At 67.8% G+C, this 21,625-nt stretch carries 20 protein-coding genes; 14 read left to right on the top strand and 6 right to left on the bottom strand.

What is annotated here, in order from left to right; genetic code table 11:
* Positions 1 to 46 precede the first annotated feature (46 nt).
* Positions 47 to 427: a VOC family protein gene (locus tag GGQ62_RS00745; protein ID WP_152576945.1), complete on the top strand. Its 381-nt coding sequence runs from the start codon at positions 47 to 49 to the stop codon at positions 425 to 427.
* On the opposite strand, the gene GGQ62_RS00740 is transcribed toward GGQ62_RS00745, so the two are convergent.
* From GGQ62_RS00740 to GGQ62_RS00720, 5 genes are read right to left on the bottom strand one after another with little or no spacing between them, the layout of a single operon-like run.
* Positions 424 to 1,602, bottom strand: coding sequence for a PQQ-dependent sugar dehydrogenase (locus GGQ62_RS00740; RefSeq protein WP_152576946.1), 1,179 nt, complete (start codon positions 1,600 to 1,602; stop codon positions 424 to 426). The genes GGQ62_RS00745 and GGQ62_RS00740 overlap by 4 nt on opposite strands.
* A 56-nt stretch (positions 1,603 to 1,658) precedes the next feature.
* The gene (locus GGQ62_RS00735; RefSeq protein WP_152576947.1) at positions 1,659 to 2,312 is read right to left on the bottom strand and encodes a 2-hydroxychromene-2-carboxylate isomerase; all 654 of its coding nucleotides are present in this window, start codon (positions 2,310 to 2,312) and stop codon (positions 1,659 to 1,661) included.
* The gene (locus GGQ62_RS00730) at positions 2,309 to 2,728 is read right to left on the bottom strand and encodes a DUF1330 domain-containing protein (protein WP_152576948.1); all 420 of its coding nucleotides are present in this window, start codon (positions 2,726 to 2,728) and stop codon (positions 2,309 to 2,311) included. The genes GGQ62_RS00735 and GGQ62_RS00730 overlap by 4 nt, the downstream gene beginning before the upstream one ends.
* A 22-nt stretch (positions 2,729 to 2,750) precedes the next feature.
* Positions 2,751 to 3,650 (bottom strand): haloalkane dehalogenase, encoded by a 900-nt coding sequence (locus tag GGQ62_RS00725; protein ID WP_152576949.1) that lies wholly within the window; start codon positions 3,648 to 3,650, stop codon positions 2,751 to 2,753.
* A gap of 46 nt (positions 3,651 to 3,696) precedes the next feature.
* Positions 3,697 to 5,019 carry a spinster family MFS transporter gene (locus GGQ62_RS00720; RefSeq protein ID WP_152576950.1) on the bottom strand — a complete coding sequence of 441 codons (1,323 nt, stop codon included), beginning with the start codon at positions 5,017 to 5,019 and terminating at the stop codon, positions 3,697 to 3,699.
* Between the two features lie 171 nt (positions 5,020 to 5,190).
* On the opposite strand from GGQ62_RS00720, the gene GGQ62_RS00715 reads away from it, so the two are divergent.
* Positions 5,191 to 5,994, top strand: coding sequence for a crotonase/enoyl-CoA hydratase family protein (locus tag GGQ62_RS00715; RefSeq protein WP_152576951.1), 804 nt, complete (start codon positions 5,191 to 5,193; stop codon positions 5,992 to 5,994).
* 12 nt (positions 5,995 to 6,006) lie between these two features.
* Here GGQ62_RS00715 and GGQ62_RS00710 read toward each other — a convergent pair whose 3' ends face one another.
* Entirely contained in the window at positions 6,007 to 6,636 is a 630-nt protein-coding gene (locus tag GGQ62_RS00710; protein WP_152576952.1) for a YoaK family protein, read from the bottom strand.
* A 163-nt stretch (positions 6,637 to 6,799) separates the two neighbouring features.
* Here GGQ62_RS00710 and cysD point away from each other — a divergent pair, with 163 nt between their 5' ends.
* From cysD to ppc, 12 genes are all read left to right on the top strand, one after another.
* Positions 6,800 to 7,699 (top strand): sulfate adenylyltransferase subunit CysD, encoded by a 900-nt coding sequence (cysD, locus tag GGQ62_RS00705; protein ID WP_152576953.1) that lies wholly within the window; start codon positions 6,800 to 6,802, stop codon positions 7,697 to 7,699.
* On the top strand, positions 7,699 to 9,594 hold the full coding sequence (gene cysN, locus GGQ62_RS00700; RefSeq protein WP_152576954.1) for a sulfate adenylyltransferase subunit CysN: 1,896 nt from the start codon (positions 7,699 to 7,701) through the stop codon (positions 9,592 to 9,594). The genes cysD and cysN overlap by 1 nt, the downstream gene beginning before the upstream one ends.
* Positions 9,591 to 10,328: a 3'(2'),5'-bisphosphate nucleotidase CysQ gene (locus GGQ62_RS00695; protein WP_152576955.1), complete on the top strand. Its 738-nt coding sequence runs from the start codon at positions 9,591 to 9,593 to the stop codon at positions 10,326 to 10,328. Before cysN ends, GGQ62_RS00695 begins: the two co-directional genes overlap by 4 nt.
* Before the next feature lie 97 nt (positions 10,329 to 10,425).
* Complete coding sequence (locus GGQ62_RS00690) at positions 10,426 to 11,145, top strand: DUF2334 domain-containing protein (RefSeq protein WP_152576956.1); 720 nt, start codon at positions 10,426 to 10,428, stop codon at positions 11,143 to 11,145.
* Entirely contained in the window at positions 11,145 to 12,290 is a 1,146-nt protein-coding gene (locus GGQ62_RS00685) for a glycosyltransferase (RefSeq protein WP_243445988.1), read from the top strand. Before GGQ62_RS00690 ends, GGQ62_RS00685 begins: the two co-directional genes overlap by 1 nt.
* Before the next feature lie 123 nt (positions 12,291 to 12,413).
* Complete coding sequence (locus tag GGQ62_RS00680; protein WP_152576957.1) at positions 12,414 to 13,355, top strand: hypothetical protein; 942 nt, start codon at positions 12,414 to 12,416, stop codon at positions 13,353 to 13,355.
* Entirely contained in the window at positions 13,355 to 13,900 is a 546-nt protein-coding gene (locus GGQ62_RS00675) for a DUF2141 domain-containing protein (RefSeq protein ID WP_152577100.1), read from the top strand. Before GGQ62_RS00680 ends, GGQ62_RS00675 begins: the two co-directional genes overlap by 1 nt.
* Positions 13,901 to 14,004: 104 nt before the next feature.
* Entirely contained in the window at positions 14,005 to 15,405 is a 1,401-nt protein-coding gene (locus GGQ62_RS00670; protein ID WP_152576958.1) for a TolC family protein, read from the top strand.
* Entirely contained in the window at positions 15,402 to 17,111 is a 1,710-nt protein-coding gene (locus tag GGQ62_RS00665) for a type I secretion system permease/ATPase (protein ID WP_152576959.1), read from the top strand. Before GGQ62_RS00670 ends, GGQ62_RS00665 begins: the two co-directional genes overlap by 4 nt.
* Positions 17,111 to 18,427 carry an HlyD family type I secretion periplasmic adaptor subunit gene (locus tag GGQ62_RS00660; RefSeq protein ID WP_152576960.1) on the top strand — a complete coding sequence of 439 codons (1,317 nt, stop codon included), beginning with the start codon at positions 17,111 to 17,113 and terminating at the stop codon, positions 18,425 to 18,427. Before GGQ62_RS00665 ends, GGQ62_RS00660 begins: the two co-directional genes overlap by 1 nt.
* A gap of 81 nt (positions 18,428 to 18,508) precedes the next feature.
* Positions 18,509 to 18,892 carry a nuclear transport factor 2 family protein gene (locus GGQ62_RS00655; RefSeq protein ID WP_152576961.1) on the top strand — a complete coding sequence of 128 codons (384 nt, stop codon included), beginning with the start codon at positions 18,509 to 18,511 and terminating at the stop codon, positions 18,890 to 18,892.
* 78 nt (positions 18,893 to 18,970) lie between these two features.
* Positions 18,971 to 21,625: a phosphoenolpyruvate carboxylase gene (gene ppc, locus GGQ62_RS00650; RefSeq protein WP_152576962.1), complete on the top strand. Its 2,655-nt coding sequence runs from the start codon at positions 18,971 to 18,973 to the stop codon at positions 21,623 to 21,625.

The raw sequence follows: 21,625 nt of genomic DNA, 5'->3' as shown, positions 1-21,625 counted from the left end.
GGCGCGTCGCGGGATAGGATCGGGCTGTCAGTCGGGGAGACACGCCATGTTGTCACTGGCCACCGCAACGCCGGTCACCTTCGTCATGACGACAGATGCCGAACGATCCCGCCGCTTCTACGCCGAAACGCTGTCGCTGCCGCTCGGCACCCAGGACGAATACGCCATGGTCTATGATCTGGCAGGCACGATCCTGCGCATTACCGAGGTTCCGCAATTCGCGGCGGGTCCGCATCCGGTGCTCGGCTGGAAAGTGGCCGATGTCGTGGCGATCGCCGGCGAACTGCGCGCGCGGGGGGTCACCTTCACGATCTATGACGGTCTCGACCAGGACCAGGACGGCATCTGGACGGCGCCCGACGGCGCCGCCCAGGTCGCCTGGTTCAACGATCCGGATGGCAATGTGCTCAGCCTGACCAAGAGCTAGGCTGCCGGCGCCACCCGCAACAGCTTGCCATCGGCATCGTCGGTCAGCAGGTACAGGGCCCCATCGGGGCCTTGCACGACATCACGGATCCGCTCGCCGCGATCGGTGAGCAGCCGTTCCTCGCCTGCGACCCGGCCTTCCTTCAACACCAGCCGCACCAGCGCCTTCGACGACAGGCCGCCGATGAAGACATTGCCGCGCCATTCCGGCAACAGGCTGCCGGAATAGATCGTCATGCCCGATGGCGAGATGACCGGGTCCCAATAATAGACCGGCTGTTCCATGCCGGCCGCCTTGGTGATGCCCTTGCCGATCGGCTTGCCCGAATATTCCTCGCCATAGCTGATCGTCGGCCAACCATAGTCGCGCCCGCGCATGACGAGGTTGAGCTCGTCGCCGCCCTTGGGTCCCATTTCGACGTCCCACAACCGCCCCTGGTCGTCGAGCGCCGCGGACAGGATGTTGCGATGGCCTTTCGACCAGATTTCCGGCCGCGCCGCCTTGTTGGCGAGATAGGGGTTGTCGCGCGGCACCGTTCCGTCGCGGTTGATGCGGACGATCTTGCCGAAATGGCTGCCAAGGTCCTGCGCCTGAACGCGGCCGGGCATGTCCGACCGTTCTCCCAGGGTGACGAACAGCGTGCCATCCTTGGGGAAGATCAGGCGGCCGCCGGCATGCTTGGTCGAATCGAGCGTCGGCATCATCCGGAAGATGACCTTCACATCGCTCATCGCCGGCGCCGCCGCGGTGCCGCCCAGCTTGCCGCGCGCGACGGCCAGACCGTTGCCGCCGTCCCGCGGCTCGGCATAGCTCCAATAGACATAGCCATCGCCGGGCGCGGCGACGCCCATCATGCCGAGCTGGTCACGTGCATCGGTTTTCGGCGTCCCGGTGACGGGTGCCGACTTGGTGCCATCCTTGGCAATGATGCGCAGCGTGCCGGCGGCCTTTTCGCTGACCAGCATCCGCCCGTCGGGCAGGAAGGCAAGGCCCCAGGGCTTATTGAGCCCGGTGGCGATTTCGGTCACCGCCAGCTTCGTCTGCGACGTGACGGCGGGCGCCCGCGTCTGGCCGGCAAAAGCCGGGGTGAATTCAGGCACATTGGCAGGCCCGGTGGGTACCGGAGCGGCGGCCACCGGCGCGGCAATGGCAAGGGCAAGAAGGAAATGGCGCATGAAAAACTCCCGGGATGGTGCGGCCCCGCGCAACGTGGCGCCGGGCAATCTTGCCCCTAACGCCGCATAACGCCCTTCTGTTCCAACCGCCATATCAACTGATCGATACGGTCCTGTCCAAAAAACGGCTCGCCATCCAGCACCATCAGCGGCACGCCGTAATGGCCGCCCTTGCGCTGGTCGGACTGGTTGGTTTCCACCACATCGACATGATGCACCGGGTCGGCGGCGATCGCGGCGTCGAGTTCGGCCAGGTCGCAGCCGGCCCGCGCCGCCGCCTGCGCCAGATGGTCGCCCTCGTGCCAATTGTCGGTGCAGCCGTCCCAGATCAGCGCGCTGACCTCGGCGATGAAGGCCAGGCCGCGGCCGCGTTCGGCGGCTGCGACACCCAGATGGCTCAGCCGGTGGATATGCGGCTGCGCGCGCGGATACGTCCGGGTCGCCGGGTCCATCAGCACCGGGTCCGGGTTGGGCCAGCGATAGGGCAGGCCGAGAAACTCGGCCGTGCGATAGGTGTCCTTCATCAGGTAGAATACCCAGAGCGGGTCGGCATTGGCGAAGAAATCCGCCTGGCGCACCGCGATCGGATAGACGATGCGGACGTTGCAGGCGACATCGAAATCCCGCACCAGGTTCACCAGCCGCGGCGTCGCCAGATAGGAATAGGGCGATCGAAACGACCAGAACAGGTCGAAGCCGAGGGCGGTCATGCCGACATCAGCCCGGGCCGCGTGCGGATGTTGAGCTGACCCTTCAACCCGGCGAAGCGGTGCACCTCGATGCCCTGATATTCGGGCAGTGCCACCATCGCCAGCATCGCCTGCGGACCGGGATAATAAGCGAGCGCCACCATGTCCCAGAGTTCCTCGACTTCGCCGAGCAGAAGGCCGGTGACATCCCCCGAAAACACCGCACGGCCGCCGACCATCGCCAGGCATGTCTGCACGGCGGCGCCATAGCGCAGATACGCTTCGCGGCCCGTCAGGTCGGCATCCGAGCCATCGGGATATTCGGCCCTGTCCTTGAACTTGAGCAGGTTGACCATCACCATCGGCGCGTCGGCATCTGCGGCAAAGAATGCCGCAGCCTGGTCCGGCTGCGGCATCAGCGCGTTGAGGACGTGCACGGCGTCAGACCCCTTCCCTGCGTCACGCCCGAATGAAACCGTCGATCAGGGTGACGATCTGCGGCGCCGCATCTTCCTGCAGGAAATGCCCGCCGGGCAGGATGACGTGTGGCTGGCCCAGCGCGCCCGGCATCCGCGTCTTGAAAATCGCCTCGCCGCCCCTGGTCACCGGGTCATTGTCGGAAAAGCAGGTCAGTACCGGCCGGGTGAAGTCTTCGAGCACCCGCCAGGCGGTGATGTTCTCGCACACCGACAGGTGGCTGGGCGTCATCGGGACCAGCGTCGGGAACTGGCGCGCGCCCGCCTTGTACCGTTCATCGGGAAACGGTGCGTCATAGGCGGCGATCTCGGCAGCGGTCAGTTCGCGGGTCGTGCCCAGGTTGACGATGTTGCCGGTCGGAAGCTCGGGGATCGTCTGGCTCAGCGTCAGCCATTGCTGAAATCCCGGCGTCATGCCCGACCCGGTCGGCAACCCGGTGTTGGCGATGACCAGCCGGGCAAAACGGTCGGGGAACGCCGCCACCAGCCGCAGCCCGATCAGCCCGCCCCAATCCTGGCAGAACAGCGTAATATCCGTCAGGTCGAGCCCGACCAGCCAGTCCGACATCCAGGCGACATGGCGTTCATAGGTGTAATCGGCCCGCGCCGCCGGCTTGTCGGACTTGCCGAAACCGATCAGGTCGGGCGCCACCACGCGGTGGCCCCTGGCGGCCAGCGGCGCCGCAATGTCGCGATACAGATAGGACCAGCTCGGCTCACCATGCAGCAACAGCACCGGCGCCGCATCCGCCGGGCCCTCGTCGATATAATGGATCCGCAGCGGCGTGCCGCTCGATGCGTCGACGACCTCGGCATAATGCGGCGCGAACGGATAATCCGTCAGTGCCTCGAAACACGCGTCCGGGGTACGCAACACCTGCATCAATCGGCCCTCATCTTATGGCACGAACAGTGCAGTATCTTTGCTGTCAGGTCAATACGCCCTTCGCGGTAAGCTCTTGGTCGAGCCGCAAGCTCGCACGCCAGAACAGCACCGCCGGCACCAACCCCAGCCAGGCGGCACCGAACAGCACCCAGCGCACACTCTCAGCACCCGCCACCGGCTGGAAATAATCGGACATCATCCCGAACGCGAGCGGCCCTAGCCCCAGCCCGATCAGGTTCTGCGCGAACATCATCACCGCCGTCGCCGTGGCGCGCGCCTGCGGGTGCACCAGCTGCTGCGCCAGCGCATAGGTCGGGCCATAATAGAGCGAATTGAGGAAGGTCGGCGCCACCAGCAGCGCCAGCGCGACCCGCCAATCATCGACGCTGTAACCAAGGAACAGCATCGGCGCCGCGACCGCCATGCCGACGGCCGGCCCGGTCAGCATATGGCGCTTGTGGACGCGCCCGAACTTGTCCGCCAGCCAGCCGCCCGCCCAGGTCCCGGCCAGCCCGGCAATTCCGAGCACGACGCCCAGCCACAGGCCCGTCTGCGTCGGCGTCAGCCCATGGGTGCGCATGAAGAAGATCACCGCCCATACCGCCTTGCCATAACCAAGGAAGGCCACGAAACCGCCCGCCAGGGTCACCAGCACGAAGGCACGGCTGCTGAAGATATCGGCCAGTGCCGCCCGCGCCGGCATCCGCGGCGGCGCCGGCGCCCGCGCCCGCAGCGCCGCCGCCAGCGACCCGAACCGCGGATCGCGCAGTGCGAACCAGACGAACGCCGCCAGCACCAGCCCCGGCACACCGACGACCATGAACGCCCGGCGCCAGCCCAGGACATCGGCCAGGAAGCCGCCGATGACCATGCCGAGCAGCGAGCCGATGGGGATGCCCAGCCCGTAAAAGGCGATCGCCGACGCCCGCCGCTCGATCGGCACCGCGTCGGAAATCAGCGAGTGCGCCGCCGGCGTGCACCCCGCCTCGCCGACGCCGACGCCGACGCGGGCCATGAGCAGTTGCGTGAAATTCTGCGCCAGGCCACACACGGCCGTCATCGCCGACCACAGGACCAGCGAAAAGGAGATCAGCCCGACCCGGTTCGACATCGGCCGGTCGGCATAACGCGCGATCGGGATGCCGAGCACGGCATAGAACAGCGCGAACGCCAGCCCGGTCATCAGGCCCAGTTGCGTATCGGACAGGCCAAGGTCGCGCTTGATCGGCTCGGCCAGGATGGTGACGATCTGGCGATCGAGAAAGTTGAAGATATAGACGAACAGCAAGGTCCACAGCAGCAGCCGTTCGGAATTGACACGCTCCGGGGCCACAGCCCGCGCAGCACCTGCCGGCGTCGATGCCATCACGCTCTCCCCGCCGGGGCTTGTTGCCCTCGTCGGTCATGAAGTTGACGCAATGCCAAAGCAGCAGCAAGCCGTTTCTATCGCTAGGCCATTCCCGTCACCGCGGGCCGTCCGGCTTGCCCGCCGCCGGGCGCCGTTCTACGCCTGAGCCTCCAACCGGGAGAGCAGCACATGGGCGATTTCATCCGCCGCGAGACCATCGGCAAGGTCGCCATCCTCCATCTCGACCGCCCCGACAGTCTCAACGCCATCGGCACGCTGGAGGATTGCGATGACTTTGTCGCCGCGGTCGAAGCCGTCGGCGCGGATCGCGGCATCAGCTGCATGATCCTGACGGGGACCGGTCGCGGCTTTTCCGCCGGCGGCAATCTGAAGGCGATGCAGGACAAGACCGGCATCGGCCCCGGCGCCCAGCCCGCCGATACACGCGACACCTATGCCCGCGGCGTCCAGCGCATCACCCGCGCGCTGATGGACCTCGAAGTCCCTGCCATCGCCGCGATCAACGGCCATGCCGTCGGCCTCGGCTGCGACCTCGCCTGCCTTTGCGACATGCGGATCGCTGCGCAAAGCGCGATGTTTGCGTGCAGCTTCATCAAGATCGGCCTCGTCCCCGGCGACGGCGGCGCCTGGTCGCTGTCGCGCGTCGTCGGCTATGCCATGGCGGCGGAGCTGTTCTTCACCGGCGACCGCTTCGATGCCGCCCGCGCGCTCGAGATCGGCCTCGTCTCGCGCGTCGTTCCCGATGCCGAGTTGATGCCCACCGCATTGGCCCTTGCCGAACGCATCACCGCCAACCCCGCACGCGCCCTGCGCCTGACCAAGCGCCTGCTCCGCGAAGCCCAGACGGCGCGGATGAGCGAAATCCTCGAACTGTCCGCCGCCTACCAGGCCATCGTCCACGAAACCGCCGACCACAAGGAGGCCGTCGCCGCGTTCCTCGACAAGCGGCCGGCCGTGTTGACGGGGGACTGAGCCTTCGGCGGCTTATGCGGGCAGCCGGGGTACATAGAGCGTCAGCGCCAGCATTGCCGCCGTCGCGACCCATAGCGCATCGTGCCCCAGCACGGCCTCGGTCACCGCGCCCAGCGTTGCCCCCGACAACATGCCGAGAAACAGCGTCGCGGGCTGAACCCAGCCCAGCCGGTCACCGCCCGAAAGCGCCGTCGCGATGCGCTTGCCGATCCGCACCAGGGCGCCGGTCATGTAGGTCAGCCCCACCTTGACCTCGCCGTCGGCGGCGAACACGGTGTTCTTGGCGCCCATCGCCGCCGCCAGCAGCAGCACCGACGGCACCAGCAACCCGCGTCCGACCGCCAGTGCCGCCACCGCCATCAGGATCGTAACAAGCCACAACACCGCCCGGCGCTGCCCGGCGCCGGCGCGCCGCCCGACGAGCGATCCCACCACCACGCCACTGACAAATGCGGTGATGAGCCCGGCCCCCAGCGCAATCGTCTCGAGCCGGCCGGCCAGCCCCAGACCCAATTTGGTGACATTGCCGCTCATGAACGACACGAACAGGCCGCCCGAAATCAGCCAGCCGACCGCATCGACAAATCCGGCGGTCGCCGACAATGTGGCAGCGAAGATGCGAGTGCGACGGCTTTCGAGCATGGCGGACAGCAACAGCCGGCGACGGCCGCTGTCAAGACGGTGCCGAGGGGACGGCGTCCGCATGCCTGGCGCCCGCGACATCGGTCGCGACGGCAAACCCCCGCTTTACCCGGCCCCAGTTTTTCCCGCCCGCTTTTGGCACCGCCGCTGCTATGACGACGACATGACGCTGACCCATCTGCAACGGCTCGAAGCCGAGAGCATCCATATCCTGCGCGAAGTCGTTGCCGAAGTCGAACGGCCGGTAATGCTCTATTCGATCGGCAAGGATTCGTCGGTGATGCTGCACCTGGCGCTGAAGGCCTTTTACCCGGCGCCGCTGCCCTTTCCGCTGCTCCATATCGCCAGCGGCTGGGATTTCCAGGCGATGCTCGCCCACCGCGACACGATGGTCGCGACGCATGGTCTCGATCTCATCGTCCAGCACAATGACGAAGCGGCCGCCGCCGGGATCAACCCGTTCGATACGCCGACCCCACTTTATACCCGTCTGATGCTTACCGACATGCTCAAGGCCGCGCTCGATGCCGGGCGCTATGATGCCGCGTTCGGCGGCGGCCGCCGCGACGAGGAAAAGGCCCGCGCCAAGGAACGCATCTTCAGCTTTCGCAACCCTGACCATGTCTGGGATCCGCGCAACCAGCGCCCCGAAGTCTGGAACCTCTACAACAGCCACAAGGCCAAGGGCGACAGCATCCGCGTTTTCCCGCTGTCGAACTGGACCGAACTCGACATCTGGCAATATATCGAGGCGGAGAACATTCCGATCGTTCCCCTCTATCTCGCCGCCGAACGCCCCACCGTCACCCGCGACGGCATGATCCTGATGGTCGACGATGATCGCATGGCGTTGCGCCCCGGTGAAACCGTCACCCACCGCGCGATCCGCTTCCGCACGCTTGGCTGCTACCCGCTGTCGGGCGCCGCCGAAAGCAGCGCTGCTTCCTTGCCCCAGGTCATCCAGGAAATGCTGGTGTCGACCGCGTCGGAACGCCTCGGCCGCGCCGTCGATCACGACCCGACCGCCAGCATGGAGAAGAAGAAGGCGGAGGGCTATTTCTGATGGCCACGGACCCGTACCATGCCGCCGATGTCGGCGCCTATCTCGCCGCGCAATCGGCCAAGCCGCTGGTCCGCGTCATCACCTGCGGCTCGGTCGACGACGGCAAGTCGACCCTCATCGGCCGGCTGCTTTACGACAGCAAGCAGGTCTTCGATGATCAGTTGAGCGCGCTGACGGCGGATTCGAAGCGCGTCGGGACGCAAGGCGCCAATCTCGATTTCGCCCTGCTCGTCGATGGCCTGTCGGCGGAGCGCGAGCAAGGCATCACCATCGATGTCGCCTATCGCTTTTTGTCGACGCCGCGCGCCAAGCTGATCATCGCCGACTGCCCGGGGCATGAACAATATACCCGCAACATGGTCACCGGCGCCTCGACCGCCGACGCCGCCATCGTCCTTGTCGATGCACGCAAGGGCGTCCTGACCCAGACGCGCCGCCACAGCTATCTCGTCCATCTGCTCGGCATTCGCCACGTCGTGCTGGCGGTCAACAAGATGGACCTTGTCGGCTTCGACCAGACCGTCTTCGACGCGATCTGCGCCGACTATGCCGCTTTTGCTGCCTCGATCGGGATCGAGACCGTCATCACCGTGCCGATTTCGGGCCTGGGCGGCGACAATATCATGGTCCGATCCCCCAACACACCATGGTTTGCCGGACCGCCGTTGCTGGAGACCCTCGAAAGCCTCGACGTGTCCGCCGACACCGCCGGCCGGGCGTTCCGGATGCCGGTGCAATGGGTCAACCGCCCCGACCAGGATTTTCGCGGGTTCGCCGGCCAGGTTGCCAGCGGCAGCATCGCGCCGGGCGATGCCGTCCGCGTCCTGCCATCGGGCCGCACCACGCAAATCGCGCGCATCGTCACCGCCGATGGTGACCTCGACATGGCCGAAGCCGGCCAGTCGATCACCCTCAGCTTCACCGACAATGTCGATTGCGCCCGCGGTGACGTCATCGCCGCTGCCGGTGACCCGCCGCAGGTCGCCGACCAGTTCGAAGCCACACTCGTCTGGATGGACGCGACGCCGCTGCTCCCCGGGCGCTCCTATCTGCTCAAGCTCGGCACCCAGACCGTCGCCGTCAGCATCCAGCCGCCGAAATACACCGTCAACGTCAACACGCTCGAACAACTGGCGGCCAGGACGCTCGATCTCAACGCCATCGGCGTCGCCGCCATCACCACGGCGCGCCCGATTGTCTTTGAACCCTATGCCGACAGCCGGACGCTTGGTGGTTTCATCCTCATCGACCGCGCCACCCATGCCACCGTCGCCGCCGGCATGATCCATTTCGCCCTGCGTCGGTCGCAGAACCTCCACCTCCAGGCCAGCGCCATCACCCGCGCCGACCATGCCGCACAAAAGGGCCAGCAGGCGAAAGTGCTGTGGCTCACCGGGCTTTCGGGGGCGGGCAAATCGACGATCGCCGACCTTGTCGAACAACGGCTTCACGCTGCCGGGCGCCACAGTTTCCTGCTCGATGGCGACAATGTCCGCCACCGCCTCAACAAGGACCTGGGGTTCAGCGACACCGACCGGATCGAGAACATCCGCCGCGTCGGCGAAGTCGCGCGGCTGATGACCGACGCCGGCTTGATCGTCATCACCGCCTTCATTTCGCCCTTCCGGGCCGAGCGACAATTGGTGCGCGAGATGATGGCGCCAGGCGAATTCTGGGAAATCCACATCGATACGCCGCTGGCCGAAGCCGAGCGCCGCGACGTCAAGGGTCTCTACAAAAAGGCGCGGTCGGGGGCGCTGGCCAATTTCACCGGCATCGATTCGCCCTATGAAGCGCCCGAGGCGCCCGAAATCCGGGTGGACACAACCGCGATGTCCGCCGAAGCTGCCGCCGACCTGATCGTCGCCCGTTTGCTGGCAGAGGACCGCGGATGACCGAAACCGATGCCGGCCTCGCGCGGCGCCTCGCCACACTTGCCGGTCGGTTGTTGCTGCAACTGCGCGATAACGAGGACACCAATGCCAAGGCGCTGGGCGATGAAGGCGACCGCGCCGCCAACCGGCTGATCCTCGACGCGCTGCGCCGCGCCCGCCCCGACGACGCAGTGTTGTCGGAAGAAGAAGCCGCCGATCCGGCGCGATTGGCGGCGCGCCGCATCTGGATCATCGACCCGCTCGACGGCACGCGCGAATATGGCGAACGCCGCGACGATTGGGCGGTGCACGTCGGCCTCGCCATCGATGGCGTCGCGGCGGAGGGCGCGGTGTCGCTGCCGGCGATGAACGCCTGTTTCTGCACCGCCGCGCCGCCGTCGCTGCTGGCCGAAAACCGGCCGCTGCGCATGCTGATCAGCCGCACCCGCCCCGCGCCCGAAGCCCTGGCGGTCGCCAGGGCGCTCGGTGCCGAGCTGGTGCCGATGGGCAGCGCCGGCGCCAAGGCCATGGCCGTGCTGCGCGGTGACGCCGATATCTATCTTCATAGCGGCGGGCAGTATGAATGGGACAATTGCGCCCCCGCCGCCGTCGCGATCGCCGCCGGCCTCCACGCCAGCCGCATCGACGGGTCGCCGCTGGTCTATAATCGCGCCGACCCGCTGCTCCCTGATCTGCTGATCTGCCACAAGGCCCGCGCCGCCGAAATCCTTGCGCTCGTGGCCGGCAACGCTTGAGCTGCCATACCGGCGCAGGTCGGCGTCCAGGACATCGATCACCCGTCCAATATCACCCCCCTTGCGCCGGCGCCCACCAGCCGCCAATTCACCACCCGTGACCCGCCGTCTCCTCGCCTCGATCCACGATGTCTCGCCGCGCTTCGAAGCGCAGGTCGATCGGCTCGCCGAACGGCTCGATTGCCACCTCGGCGCCGCCCGCTTCGCCATGCTCGTCGTTCCCGACCATTGGGACAGGGCGCCGCTGGCGGATGACAAGCCATTCCAGGCGCGGCTGCGCCGCTGGGCGGATGCGGGGGTGGAAATGTTCCTCCACGGCTGGCGCCATCGCGACGATGCCCCCGCCGGCTTCAAGGCGCGCCACATGACGGCCGGCGAAGGCGAGTTTTCGCACCTCGACCATTATGAAGCCAGGCAGCGCCTGCGCCGGGGCCGCGCCGTGGTGGAAGATGCCATCGGCCGCCCGGTCGCCGGCTTCATCGCGCCGGCATGGCTCTACAGTCCCGCCGCGCTCGACGCCGTTCGCGACGAAGGCTTTGCGCTGGCGGAGGATCACATGAAGGTCTGGCGCCCGGCCGATGGCCGTGTCCTTGCCCGCGGCCCGGTCATCACCTGGGCCAGCCGCTCGCCGGCGCGCATCCGCAGCTCGCTGTTCTTTGCCGGCCTCGCCGGTTATGGCCTGCAACCGCTGCCGACCGTCCGCGTCGCCGTCCACCCCGGCGACACCGGCGTGCCGGCGCTGCTCGCCAGTCTCGACACCACCTTGTCCCGCCTGCTGCCGGGGCGGATCGCGGCGCGTTACGCCGACCTCGCCTGATGGCCGCCTCCGGCCGCCCGCTGGCGGTGATGGTCCCCCTCCACAGCTTCGCCCCCGGCGGCGTCGAGCGCGTCGCCCTGCGGCTGTGCGGGGCCTGGGCACAGGACCCCGGCCTCGACGTCCAGCTCGTCATGGGCCGCGAGGATGGTGCCATGCGCGGCGAAGCCCCCGCCGGCCTGGCCCGCCACGTCACCCCCGAACCCTTTCCCACCGCCGCCTGGGAAAGCCTGTGGATGATGCTGACCCTGCCCGCCCATATCCGCCGGCTGCGGCCGGATGTGATCTTTGCCGCCGGCAACAGCTATTCGGTCATCGCCGTCGCCATGAAGCTGTGGCTCGGCCGTCGCTGTCCGCCGGTGATGCTGAAGATCTCCAACGACCTTGTCCGCCGCGACCTGCCGGCGCCGGCGCGCTGGGTCTATCATCGCTGGCTGCGCATCCAGGGGCGCATGATCGACCATGTCACCGGCCTCGCCGAACCGATGCGCGCCGAAATCGCCGCGCGCATGCACGTGCCCGCCGGCCGCATCCACATCATCGACGACCCGGCGCTGTCGGCAATCGACCTCGCCAGCCTTGCCGCCATCGGCACCGCCCGCACCCCGGCATCGCGGCCCGGCCGACACTTCGTCGGCATCGGCCGGCTGGCGCGGCAGAAGAACTGGCCGCTACTGCTCACCGCCTTCGCCCGCATTGCCGGCGCCGATGACACGCTGACCATCGTCGGCGAAGGCGATGAACGCGCCCGGCTGACCCGGCTTGCCGCCTCGCTGGGCATTTCCGATCGGCTCGGCCTTCCCGGCCATGGCGCCATCGCGCCGGCGCTCGCCGCCGCCGACGTCTTTGTCCTGTCGTCCGACTATGAAGGTGTCCCCGCTGTCCTCATCGAGGCGCTGGCCAGCGGCCTGCCGGTGGTGGCAACCGACTGCGCCGTATCGATCCGCAGCCTCGTCGCCGGTTTCGGCAGCATCGTGCCGGTCGGCGACGCGGACGCGCTTGCCACGGCCATGGCAGCGCAGCGTCCGCTCGATCCGGTCGCACGCGCTGCCGCTGCCGCGGCGATGGCGCGGTTCACCGTGGAGCGCGCGGCGGGTGCCTATGCGACGCTCTTCGGCATCGCGGCGGCGCCGGCGCCATCCACCTGACCTTGCATCGGCAGGGCGGGCACCCGATCTGTGCAACCGCGGCCGCCGCAGCGCGTCGTCAAAATGCCATATTGGCCTCCTACGGACGCTGGTATCGCTCCCGATAGCGGATGGTGATCGCGCGTGTACAACCTCAGTGCCAGTGCCGAACGGAGCCATCCTGGCCCTGCCGACACGCTTGCCATCGATCCGGCCCCGCTGGCCCGGGAGGATCGCGGCTGGACCTGGTGGGTCAGCGCCGGCTTCTCGGTCGCGATTCTGGTCGCCGTGCTCTGGCAGGTGCGCAGCGTCGGGCTGACCGAAGTCATCGCCATGGTGCCACGCACACCGGCGTTCTGGCTGGTCTTTCTCGCCGCCTATTTTTCCTCGCCCTTCATCGACTGGCTGATCTTCCGCCGGTTGTGGAACATCCCGGCTTCGGGCTTTGCGGCGCTGCTGCGCAAGTTGATCGGCAACGAACTGCTGCTCGGTTACATCGGCGAAGTCTATTTCTACACCTGGGCGCGGCGTCGGACCGGCATGACCGCGGCGCCGTTCGGCGCGGTCAAGGATGTCGCAATTTTGTCGGCGTTGATGGGCAATGTGGTGACCATCGCCATGCTCGTGCTGGCGGCACCGCTGCTGTCGACGATGGAATTCGGCATCGATGCCGATACGCTGATCGCGTCGATCGCGGTCGTGCTGCTGTCCTCCAGCGCGTTGCTGCTGTTCCGCCGCAAATTGTTCAGCCTGCCGGCCGCCGAACTCCGTTATGTCTCGGCAATGCACCTGGTCCGCATCGGGCTGACCACCGGGCTCAGTGCGCTTGCCTGGCACCTCGTCCTTCCCGATGTCGCGCTGCAATGGTGGCTGCTGCTGTCGGCCCTGCGGCTGCTGCTGTCGCGCCTGCCGTTGCTGCCCAACAAGGACATTGTCTTTGCCGGGCTCGCGGTGTTCCTGATCGGCCATGACGTCCAGATCGGCGCGCTGATGACGATGATGGCCAGCCTCATCCTCGCCACCCATGTCATCGTCGGCCTTGGGCTGGTGGCGGGCGACATCCGCCACTGGCGCCGGCGCGCGTGATGCGCACCCTGGCCGCGCTGCTGGTCGCGGCGGCCCCGATTGCTGCCGCTGCCGCCGCGCCCGCCGCGGGGTATCTGCCGTCGACACCCGATCTGGGCAAGGCGGAGGCACAGTGCCGGCCCGGCGAGACCGGCCCCGCCGTGCTCGTGCTCGCCGTCGGGCTGAAGGATCGCGAGGGCCGGATGAAGGCCGAACTCTATCCGGCGAACGAGGAGGATTTCCTCGCCGACGACAATGTCCTGATCATGGCCGGCAAGACCTTCCGGCGTGTCGAGATCCCGGTGCCGCCGTCGGGTCCGGTGCAACTGTGCATCCGCCTGCCCGGCCCCGGCCAATATGCGCTGGTGCTGCTGCATGATCGCGATTCGAATCGCAAGTTCGGCTTGTCGACCGATGGCATCGGCTTTTCCAACAACCCCAAGCTCGGCCTGTCAAAGCCCAAGGCCGACGCCGTGCGCTTCACGGCGGGGTCCGGCCTGACCCCGGTGACAGTGCGGATGAACTATCGCCATGGGCTTTTCGGCTTCGGGCCGTTGAAGAATTAGCGGCGGCCGCTGCCGACCCTCTCTGGGGAAGGTCGCTGACGCACGTCTGCAACATTTTTGACATGACGATACAAATTGTAAGAAACCGGCCCTAAGAGCCGATCGTGAATTCGACCCGCCCGTCCCCGACCCGCCTGCTGCCCGCCATCCTGTTCCTCATCGGGGCCGGACCGGCGCACGCGCATCTGCCATCGATCCCGCCGCCATCGGCGGCCCCCCAGGCGATCCGCGCCGCAACCGACCCGTTCCTCGCCGCGCTGGCGGTCCGCTCGCCGACAGCCGACTTTGCCGAGGCCATCAACGGCGCTGCGCGCACCCTGCCGGTGCTGGGCGAACGCGGCGCCGATGTGGCCGCCGCGGCGGCGCTGCGCGACCAGGCGCGGTCGCGGCTGTTCCCGACCCTGGGGGTCGATGCCGTCGGCGCGCGCACCATCGCCCGCGATTTCCAGCTGTCCTCGACCCAGGTCGAAAATCTGTCACCGCGATCGCGAAACGACGTGACCGGCTCGGTCGAACAGCTGGTGGCCGATTTCGGCGCCACCGGCGCGCGCATCCGCGCCGGCAACGCCAATGAAGATTCGGCGCGCGCCACGCTCGACGCGGCGCGCAACGCGGCGCTGCTGCAACTCGTCGGCGCCTGGGTCGATGTGCTGTCGGCGCGCACCGCGGTGTCGCTGTCCGCCGCCACCGTCGCCCGACTCGATGATCTGGCGCAGGGCGCGGCGCTGCGCTTCGAACGCGGCGTCGACAGCGGCGGCGATGTCGCGCGCGCCCGCTCCTATCTGGCGGCGGCGCAAAGCCAGCAGGTCAATTTCCTGCGCCGGCGTACCAGCGCCGAAGCGCGCTTTGCCGAGATTTTCGGGTCTGTGCCCGGCACCCTCGTCCGCCCCGCCCTGCCCGGCGACGCCGGCATCGTCACCCCCCGGCCCGAAGTCGTCGCCGCCCGGGCCGATGCCCGCGCCGCCGACGCCGCCGTCGATGCGGCAAAATCGGATCGGCTGCCGCGCATCGGCATCCGCGTCGGCGGCACTGCCTATGACGTGCTGAACGGTCGCCAGCCCGACCATGATGTCCGCGCGCAGCTGACGCTGACGCAGCGTTTTTCGGCCGGCGGCGGCGAAGCGGCGCGCGTCGCCGAGCTGGCGGCGCGTCGGCAGTCGGCGGGCTTTGCGGTCGATCGCATCGACGCCGCCGCGACGCGGGAACGCGCCACCGCCGAAGCCGATGTCGCCGGCCTCGCCGGATCGCTGCCGCCGCTGACCGCCGCCTATCTCGACGCGCTGCGCGCCCGCGACCTGTTCGTCGAACAGTTTCGCGTCTCGCGCGGCACCCTGTTCGACGTGCTGCGCGCCGAACGCGACCTGCTCGACACGGCGCTGGCACTGGCGCAAACAGGCTATGACCATGATGTCGCCCGCTTCACGCTGCTGGCGCGGCGCGGCGGGCTGATCGAATATTTCGGCCTGACGCCGGCCGTCATCGCCAATCGGGACCTGCCGCAATGATGACCCCGCGCACCCCCTGGCTGTCGCCCTGGCTCGCCGGCCCGCTCAGGGCGCACCGCAAGACCTATATGAAGGTCGCGATCGCCGCCGTGTTCACCAACATCTTCGCGCTCGCCACGTCGCTTTATTCGATGACGGTGTACAACCGCATCGTCCCCAACAACGCCACGAGTTCGCTGATCGCGCTGTCGATCGGCGTCGGGATCATTCTCGTCTTCGATTTCATCCTGCGCATGTTGCGCGGTTATTTCGTTGATGTCGCCGGGCGCGATGTCGATGCGCGATTGGGCGCCGATGTCTTTGCCCGCCTCATCTCCATGCGCATGGCCAACAAGCAGGGGTCAAGCGGAGCCTTTGCCGGGTTGCTGCGCGAATTCGAGACGCTGCGCGAATTCTTCGCCAGCGCCACCATCGTCGCGCTGGTCGACGTGCCGTTCATCCTGTTGTTCCTCACCGTCATCTGGCTCATCGGCGGCCCCGTGGTCATCGTGCCACTGGTCATGGTGCCGTTGGTCATCGGCAGCGCGCTGATCGTCCAGCCCGGGCTCGACCGACTCGCCGGCAGCGCCATCGGCCTTGGCTTTTCCAAGCAGGGCGTGATGGTGGAAGCCATCGGCGGGCTGGAAACCGTCAAGGCCACCGCGGCCGGAACCATGTTGACCGGCCGCTGGCAGAATGCGGTCGACAGCAGCGCCGATGTCGCGCTGCGCAGCCGGCTGCTGTCGGCCTTTGCCACCAACGTCGCCGCATCCGCACAACAGGTCGTCTATGTCGGTGTCATCATCCACGGCGTCTTCCTGATCGCGGCGAACGAGATGACCAGCGGCGCGCTGATCGCCGCCTCCATCCTCGCAGGTCGCTGCGTGGCGCCGCTCAGCCAGGTTGCCGGGTTGCTGACCCGGCTCAGCACCACGCGCGCCGCCTATGGCCGGCTTGACGCCTTCATGACCGCGGGCGGGGAACTGGCTGCCGGGGCCACGCCGGTGCGCCGGTCGCGGCTCGATGGCCGCATCGAATTCCGCAACGTCGTCTTCCACTATCCGGGCACCAACACGCGTGTTCTCGACAATGTCAGCTTCACCATCGAACCCGGCGAGCATGTCGCCATCGTCGGGCGCGTCGGATCGGGCAAGTCGACCATCGCCCGGCTGATCCTGGGCCTCTACCAGCCGACCGAGGGCCAGATCCTCATCGATGGCGCCGATGTGCGGCAGCTTCACCCCGACGATCTGCGCCGCAACATCGGATCGGTGCTGCAGGACATCGTGCTGTTTTCTGGGTCGATCCGGGACAATATCACCCTGGGCCGCGACATCGACGACGCCGAACTGCTGCGGCTGGCCAAGCTCAGCGGCACCCATGACTTCGTCGGCCAGATCGCCAATGGCTTCGATCTGACCCTCGCCGATCGCGGCGAGGGCCTGTCGGGTGGCCAGCGACAATCGATCGCCGTCGCCCGGTCGCTCGGCGGCAAGCCGCCGATCATCGTCTTCGACGAACCGACCAGCGCGATGGACAGCCAGTCCGAAAACGGTCTTGTCGCGCGCATGGCGGCGGAACTGGCGGGGCGCACCTTCATCGTCGTCACCCACCGCCAGCCGATGTTGAAGCTCGTCGATCGCATCATCATCCTGTCGAATGGCAAGGTGACGGCGCAGGGTCCGCGCGACGATGTGCTGCGCTCGCTGGCGGTGGGACAGGCCTGATGACCAATATCGTCGAAACCGCGCTCGTCGGCGCACCGGACCGCGTCAAGGAACGGGACTTCGCCAGCATCCTGTTGTGGGTCATCGTCGCACTGACGCTGGCGTTGCTGCTGTGGGCGGCGCTGGCGCGGGTCGACGAAGTCGTCCACGCCCAGGGCAAGGTGATGCCGTCGAGCCGGCTGCAGGTCGTCTCAAATCTGGAAGGCGGAGTGGTGTCGCAGATCCTCGTCCATGCCGGGGACAAGGTCGCCGCCGGCCAGCCGCTGCTGCGCCTCGACGCGACCGCCGTCACCGCCGATTTCAACCGCAGCGACACGACGCTCGACAGCCTGGTGGCGCGCGCCGCCCGGCTCGACGCCGAGGCACGCGGTCGGCCGCTGGTCTTCCCCGCGGCGATCGAAACCCGCGCTGCGGGCCTGGTTGCCAACGAACGCGCCCTCCACACCGCGCAAATGTCGGCGCGCGACAGCGAACGCAGCATCGCCGCCGCGCGCATCGACCAGGCCCGGCGCGGCCTGGCGCAGGCCGAAGCCGATGCCGACGCCCGCGGCGAAGCGCTGGCCCAGGCCGAGCGCGAAGTCGCGATCATCGCGCCGCTGGTCGAAAAGGGCGCCGAGCCGCGGCTGGCGCTGGTGCGCGCCGAATCGAGCGCCCGCCAGGCCGCCAGCGTCCGTGACGGCGCCGTCCTCGCCGCCCGCCGCGCCGCCGCGGCGCTGACCGAGGCGCAGGGCGCGCTGCACAGCGTCGATGACCGCTTCCGCGCCACGGCGTCGGACGCGCTGGCGACCACCCGCGCCGAGATCGCGGCGCAGAGCAAGACGCTGCCGGCGCTCGCCGACCGCATGCGCCGCGCCGAACTGCGCGCGCCGGTCGCGGGCATCGTCAATCGCGTGCTGGCGACGACCGTCGGCGGTTCGATCCGCCCCGGGGAGCCGCTGGTAGAGGTCGTGCCGCTCGCCGACTCGCTGATCATCGAAGCCATGGTGGCGCCGGCCGACATCGCCTTCCTGCGCCCCGGCCAAAAGGCCAGCGTCAAGATCAGCGCCTATGATTATTCGGTCTATGGCGCGCTGCCCGGCAGGGTCGAAAGCATCGCCCCCGACGCGACCGTCAACGAACGCACCGGCGAATCGCACTTCACCGTCCGCGTCCGCACCGACACCAATGCGCTGGCCGGTGAAGGCGGCGTCCGCCTGCCGATCAGCGCCGGCATGATGGCCGACGTCGATGTGCTCGGCCGCGAACGCACCGTCCTCAACTATCTGCTGACGCCGCTGACCCGCCTGCGCGACACCGCCTTTCGCGAGAAGCTTTAAGGCCGGTCCCCTGAGTTAAGAGAGGCAAGCGCCACCCGCCGACCCCATTATGATCTCCCGACACCCTCGGGAGACCCCGCCATGACCCCGCTCGAACGCTGGCACGCCCACATCCGGAACCCCGATCACGCCGCGCTGTTCGACATGCTCCACCCCGACGCGGTCTTCGAAAGCCCGGTGGTCCACACGCCGCAGGTCGGGCGCGACATCACCTTCAAATATCTGGCGAGTGCCGACAAGGTCCTCGGTGGACCCGGCTTCACCTACATCGGCGAATGGACCGCGCCGAACAGCGCCATCCTGGAATTCGAAACCGTCATCGACGGCATCAAGGTCAACGGCATCGACATGATCACCTGGAACAGCGACGGCCAGATCACCCATTTCAAGGTCATGGTGCGGCCGCTGAAGGCGATCCAGATGGTCCACGCCAAGATGGGAGAAATGCTCGCCAAGGCAGGCTGACACCGGCGTCATTGGTGCTTCCAAGCGCGGCGCGGCGCTTCTATGCTGCGCTGCACAAGCTTTGAAGGCCGCCGATTCATGCCGAACCCCGCCGACGACCGCGCCGACGTCCGTTATCTTGGCCGGCTTCTCGGCGATGTCATCCGCGAACAGGATGGCGAAGCGGTATTCGACGCGATCGAAGGCGTCCGCCAGGCCTCGGTCAACGCCCACCGCGCCCCCGATGCAGCGGCGACGGCCGCGCTCAGCGCCCGGCTGGGCTCGCTCGATCTCGGCGACACGCTGCGCTTCGTGCGCGGCTTTCTGCTGTTTTCGCTGCTTGCCAACCTGGCCGAGGATCGCTCGGAAACCGGCAGTACGGCGAGTCTCGCCAGCGCGATCGACAGCCTTGCCGCCGCTGGCGTCGACCGCGATGCCGTGGTGGCGCTGCTGCAGGGCGCCCTCATCGTCCCGGTGCTCACCGCCCACCCGACCGAAGTCCGGCGCAAGAGCATGATCGACCGCGAAGCCAGCATCGCCGCGCTGATGGCGCAGTGCCGCGCCGGGCGTCGCGACCCGGCAGCCGAGGCCGAGCTGGTCCGCCAGATCACCATCTTGTGGCAGACCCGGCCATTGCGCGCGGTCAAACCGGTCGTCCTCGACGAAATCCAGTCGGCGCTGTCGTATCTCGGCGGCAGCTTCCTTCCCGTCCTGCCGCGCCTCCACGCGCGTTGGGAAGCCTTGACCGGCACCGGGCTGCCGCCCTTCCTGCGCCCCGGCAGCTGGATCGGCGGCGATCGCGACGGCAATCCCAATGTCAACGCCGCCACGCTCGAGGCTGCGCTGTCGGCCCAGGCGCGCGTCGTCATCGGCCATTATCTTGCCGAACTCAACGCCATCGGCGCCGAACTGTCGATGTCCTCGGCCATGGTCGTCGTCACCCCCGAACTCGCAGCGCTGGCTGAAGCCAGCGGAGATACCGCCGCCAGCCGCGCCGACGAGCCCTATCGCCGCGCCCTGTTCGGGCTGTACGCCCGCACCGCCGCCAGCTACCGGGTCATCGCCGGCCAGGCGCCGCCGCTGGCCTCGCTGGTCCCCGGCGCGCCCTATGATCGCGCTGCCGACCTGCTCGCCGACTTGCGCACCGTCGCCGCTTCGCTGGCGGCACATGGCGGCACCGTCATGGTCGGCGGTCGGCTCGATGCACTGATCCGTGCTGTCGAAATTTTCGGCTTCCACCTCGCCACGCTCGACTTGCGCCAGAATGCCGACGTCCATGCTCGTGTCGTCGCCGAGCTTCTGCGCATCGCGGGCGTCACCGATGATTACGAGGCGCTCGATGAGGAAGCGCGCATCGCCCTGCTCGGCGCCGAACTTGCCTCGCCACGCCTGCTGTTCAACAGCTATGCTGACTATGGCGCCGAAACGCTTGGCGAAATGGCGATCCTGCGCGCCACGGCCGCCGCCCATGCCCGCTTCGGACCCGAAGTCATCCGCGCCTATATCGTGTCCAAGACCAGCGGGGTGTCCAACCTGCTCGAAGTCTATCTGCTGCTCAAGGAAGTCGGCGTCTACATCCCCGGCGACCCGCCGTCCTGTGCGATCATGGCCGTTCCGCTGTTCGAAACCATCGAGGATCTTCAGGCGGCGCCCGACGTCATGGCGCGCTTCCTCGATCGCCCCAAGGCGGCCGCGCTGGCAGCCGTGCGCGGTTATCAGGAGGTGATGATCGGCTATTCGGATTCCAACAAGGATGGCGGGTATCTGACGTCGAACTGGTCGCTCCACGAAGGCGCGCTGGCGCTCGCCGCGGTGTTTTCGGACCGCAACCTGCGCATGCAGCTGTTCCACGGCCGCGGCGGCGCCGTCGGGCGCGGCGGCGGTCCCGCGTTCGACGCCATCCGCGCCCAGCCGCAAGGAACGGTCAAGGGCCGCATCCGGATCACCGAGCAGGGCGAAGTCATCGCATCGAAATATGGCACGCCGGCCGTCGCCGAAACCAGCCTGGAGACGATGGCTGCCGCCACCCTGCTCGCCAGCCTCGAACCGCCGCGCCTCAGCACCGTCGATTTCACTCGCTTCCGCGCCGCCATGGCGAGCATCAGCGCCGCCGCTTATCGCAGCTATCGGGGGTTGGTCTATGAAACTCCGGGCTTCAACGCCTTCTTTCGCGCCGCCACGCCGATCACCGAGATCGCCGAACTCAAGATCGGCTCGCGTCCGGCATCACGAACACGGTCGGACCGGATCGAGGACCTGCGCGCGATTCCCTGGGTGTTCAGCTGGGCACAGGCGCGAATCATGCTGCCCGGCTGGTACGGCACCGGCGACGCGCTGGCCGGGTTCGAAGACAAGGGTCTGCTGGCGGAGATGGTCGACGCCTGGCCGTTTCTCGGTGCCACCCTGTCAAACCTCGAAATGGTGCTGGCAAAATCCAATATGGATATCGCCCGACGCTATGCCGGGCTGGTGCCCGACACGGCGCTGCGCAAGTCGGTGTTCGGCGGTATCGAAGGCGGCTGGAACCGCACCCGCGACACGCTGCTGCAGCTGACCGGCCAGACCGAGCTGCTCGATCGCCATCCGGCGCTTGGCCGGTCGGTGCGCATGCGCCTGCCCTATATCGATCCGCTCAATGAACTGCAGATCGACCTCATCCGCCGTCGCCGGGCCGGCGAGGACGACCCGCGGATCGCCGAGGGCATCCATCTCACCATCAACGGCATCGCCGCCGGGTTGCGCAATAGCGGCTGA

Origin of the sequence: Polymorphobacter fuscus (assembly GCF_011927825.1) — a bacterium.
GTDB classification, from domain to species: domain Bacteria; phylum Pseudomonadota; class Alphaproteobacteria; order Sphingomonadales; family Sphingomonadaceae; genus Sandarakinorhabdus; species Sandarakinorhabdus fusca.
The sequence above is the reverse complement of the archived record's forward strand: the minus strand, read 5'-3'. Positions and strand labels throughout refer to the sequence as shown.

Excerpts from the sequence above, each read along its gene's own strand:
- GGQ62_RS00655 (WP_152576961.1), top strand. The coding sequence starts at position 18,509 with ATGACCCCGCTCGAACGCTGGCACGCCCACATCCGGAACCCCGATCAC.
- GGQ62_RS00720 (WP_152576950.1), bottom strand. The coding sequence starts at position 5,019 with ATGGCATCGACGCCGGCAGGTGCTGCGCGGGCTGTGGCCCCGGAGCGT.
- ppc (WP_152576962.1), top strand. The coding sequence starts at position 18,971 with ATGCCGAACCCCGCCGACGACCGCGCCGACGTCCGTTATCTTGGCCGG.
- GGQ62_RS00740 (WP_152576946.1), bottom strand. The coding sequence starts at position 1,602 with ATGCGCCATTTCCTTCTTGCCCTTGCCATTGCCGCGCCGGTGGCCGCC.
- GGQ62_RS00725 (WP_152576949.1), bottom strand. The coding sequence starts at position 3,650 with ATGCAGGTGTTGCGTACCCCGGACGCGTGTTTCGAGGCACTGACGGAT.
- GGQ62_RS00685 (WP_243445988.1), top strand. The coding sequence starts at position 11,145 with ATGGCCGCCTCCGGCCGCCCGCTGGCGGTGATGGTCCCCCTCCACAGC.
- GGQ62_RS00675 (WP_152577100.1), top strand. The coding sequence starts at position 13,355 with ATGCGCACCCTGGCCGCGCTGCTGGTCGCGGCGGCCCCGATTGCTGCC.
- cysN (WP_152576954.1), top strand. The coding sequence starts at position 7,699 with ATGGCCACGGACCCGTACCATGCCGCCGATGTCGGCGCCTATCTCGCC.
- GGQ62_RS00715 (WP_152576951.1), top strand. The coding sequence starts at position 5,191 with ATGGGCGATTTCATCCGCCGCGAGACCATCGGCAAGGTCGCCATCCTC.
- GGQ62_RS00735 (WP_152576947.1), bottom strand. The coding sequence starts at position 2,312 with ATGACCGCCCTCGGCTTCGACCTGTTCTGGTCGTTTCGATCGCCCTAT.
- GGQ62_RS00710 (WP_152576952.1), bottom strand. The coding sequence starts at position 6,636 with ATGCTCGAAAGCCGTCGCACTCGCATCTTCGCTGCCACATTGTCGGCG.
- GGQ62_RS00745 (WP_152576945.1), top strand. The coding sequence starts at position 47 with ATGTTGTCACTGGCCACCGCAACGCCGGTCACCTTCGTCATGACGACA.
- GGQ62_RS00695 (WP_152576955.1), top strand. The coding sequence starts at position 9,591 with ATGACCGAAACCGATGCCGGCCTCGCGCGGCGCCTCGCCACACTTGCC.
- GGQ62_RS00660 (WP_152576960.1), top strand. The coding sequence starts at position 17,111 with ATGACCAATATCGTCGAAACCGCGCTCGTCGGCGCACCGGACCGCGTC.
- GGQ62_RS00665 (WP_152576959.1), top strand. The coding sequence starts at position 15,402 with ATGATGACCCCGCGCACCCCCTGGCTGTCGCCCTGGCTCGCCGGCCCG.
- cysD (WP_152576953.1), top strand. The coding sequence starts at position 6,800 with ATGACGCTGACCCATCTGCAACGGCTCGAAGCCGAGAGCATCCATATC.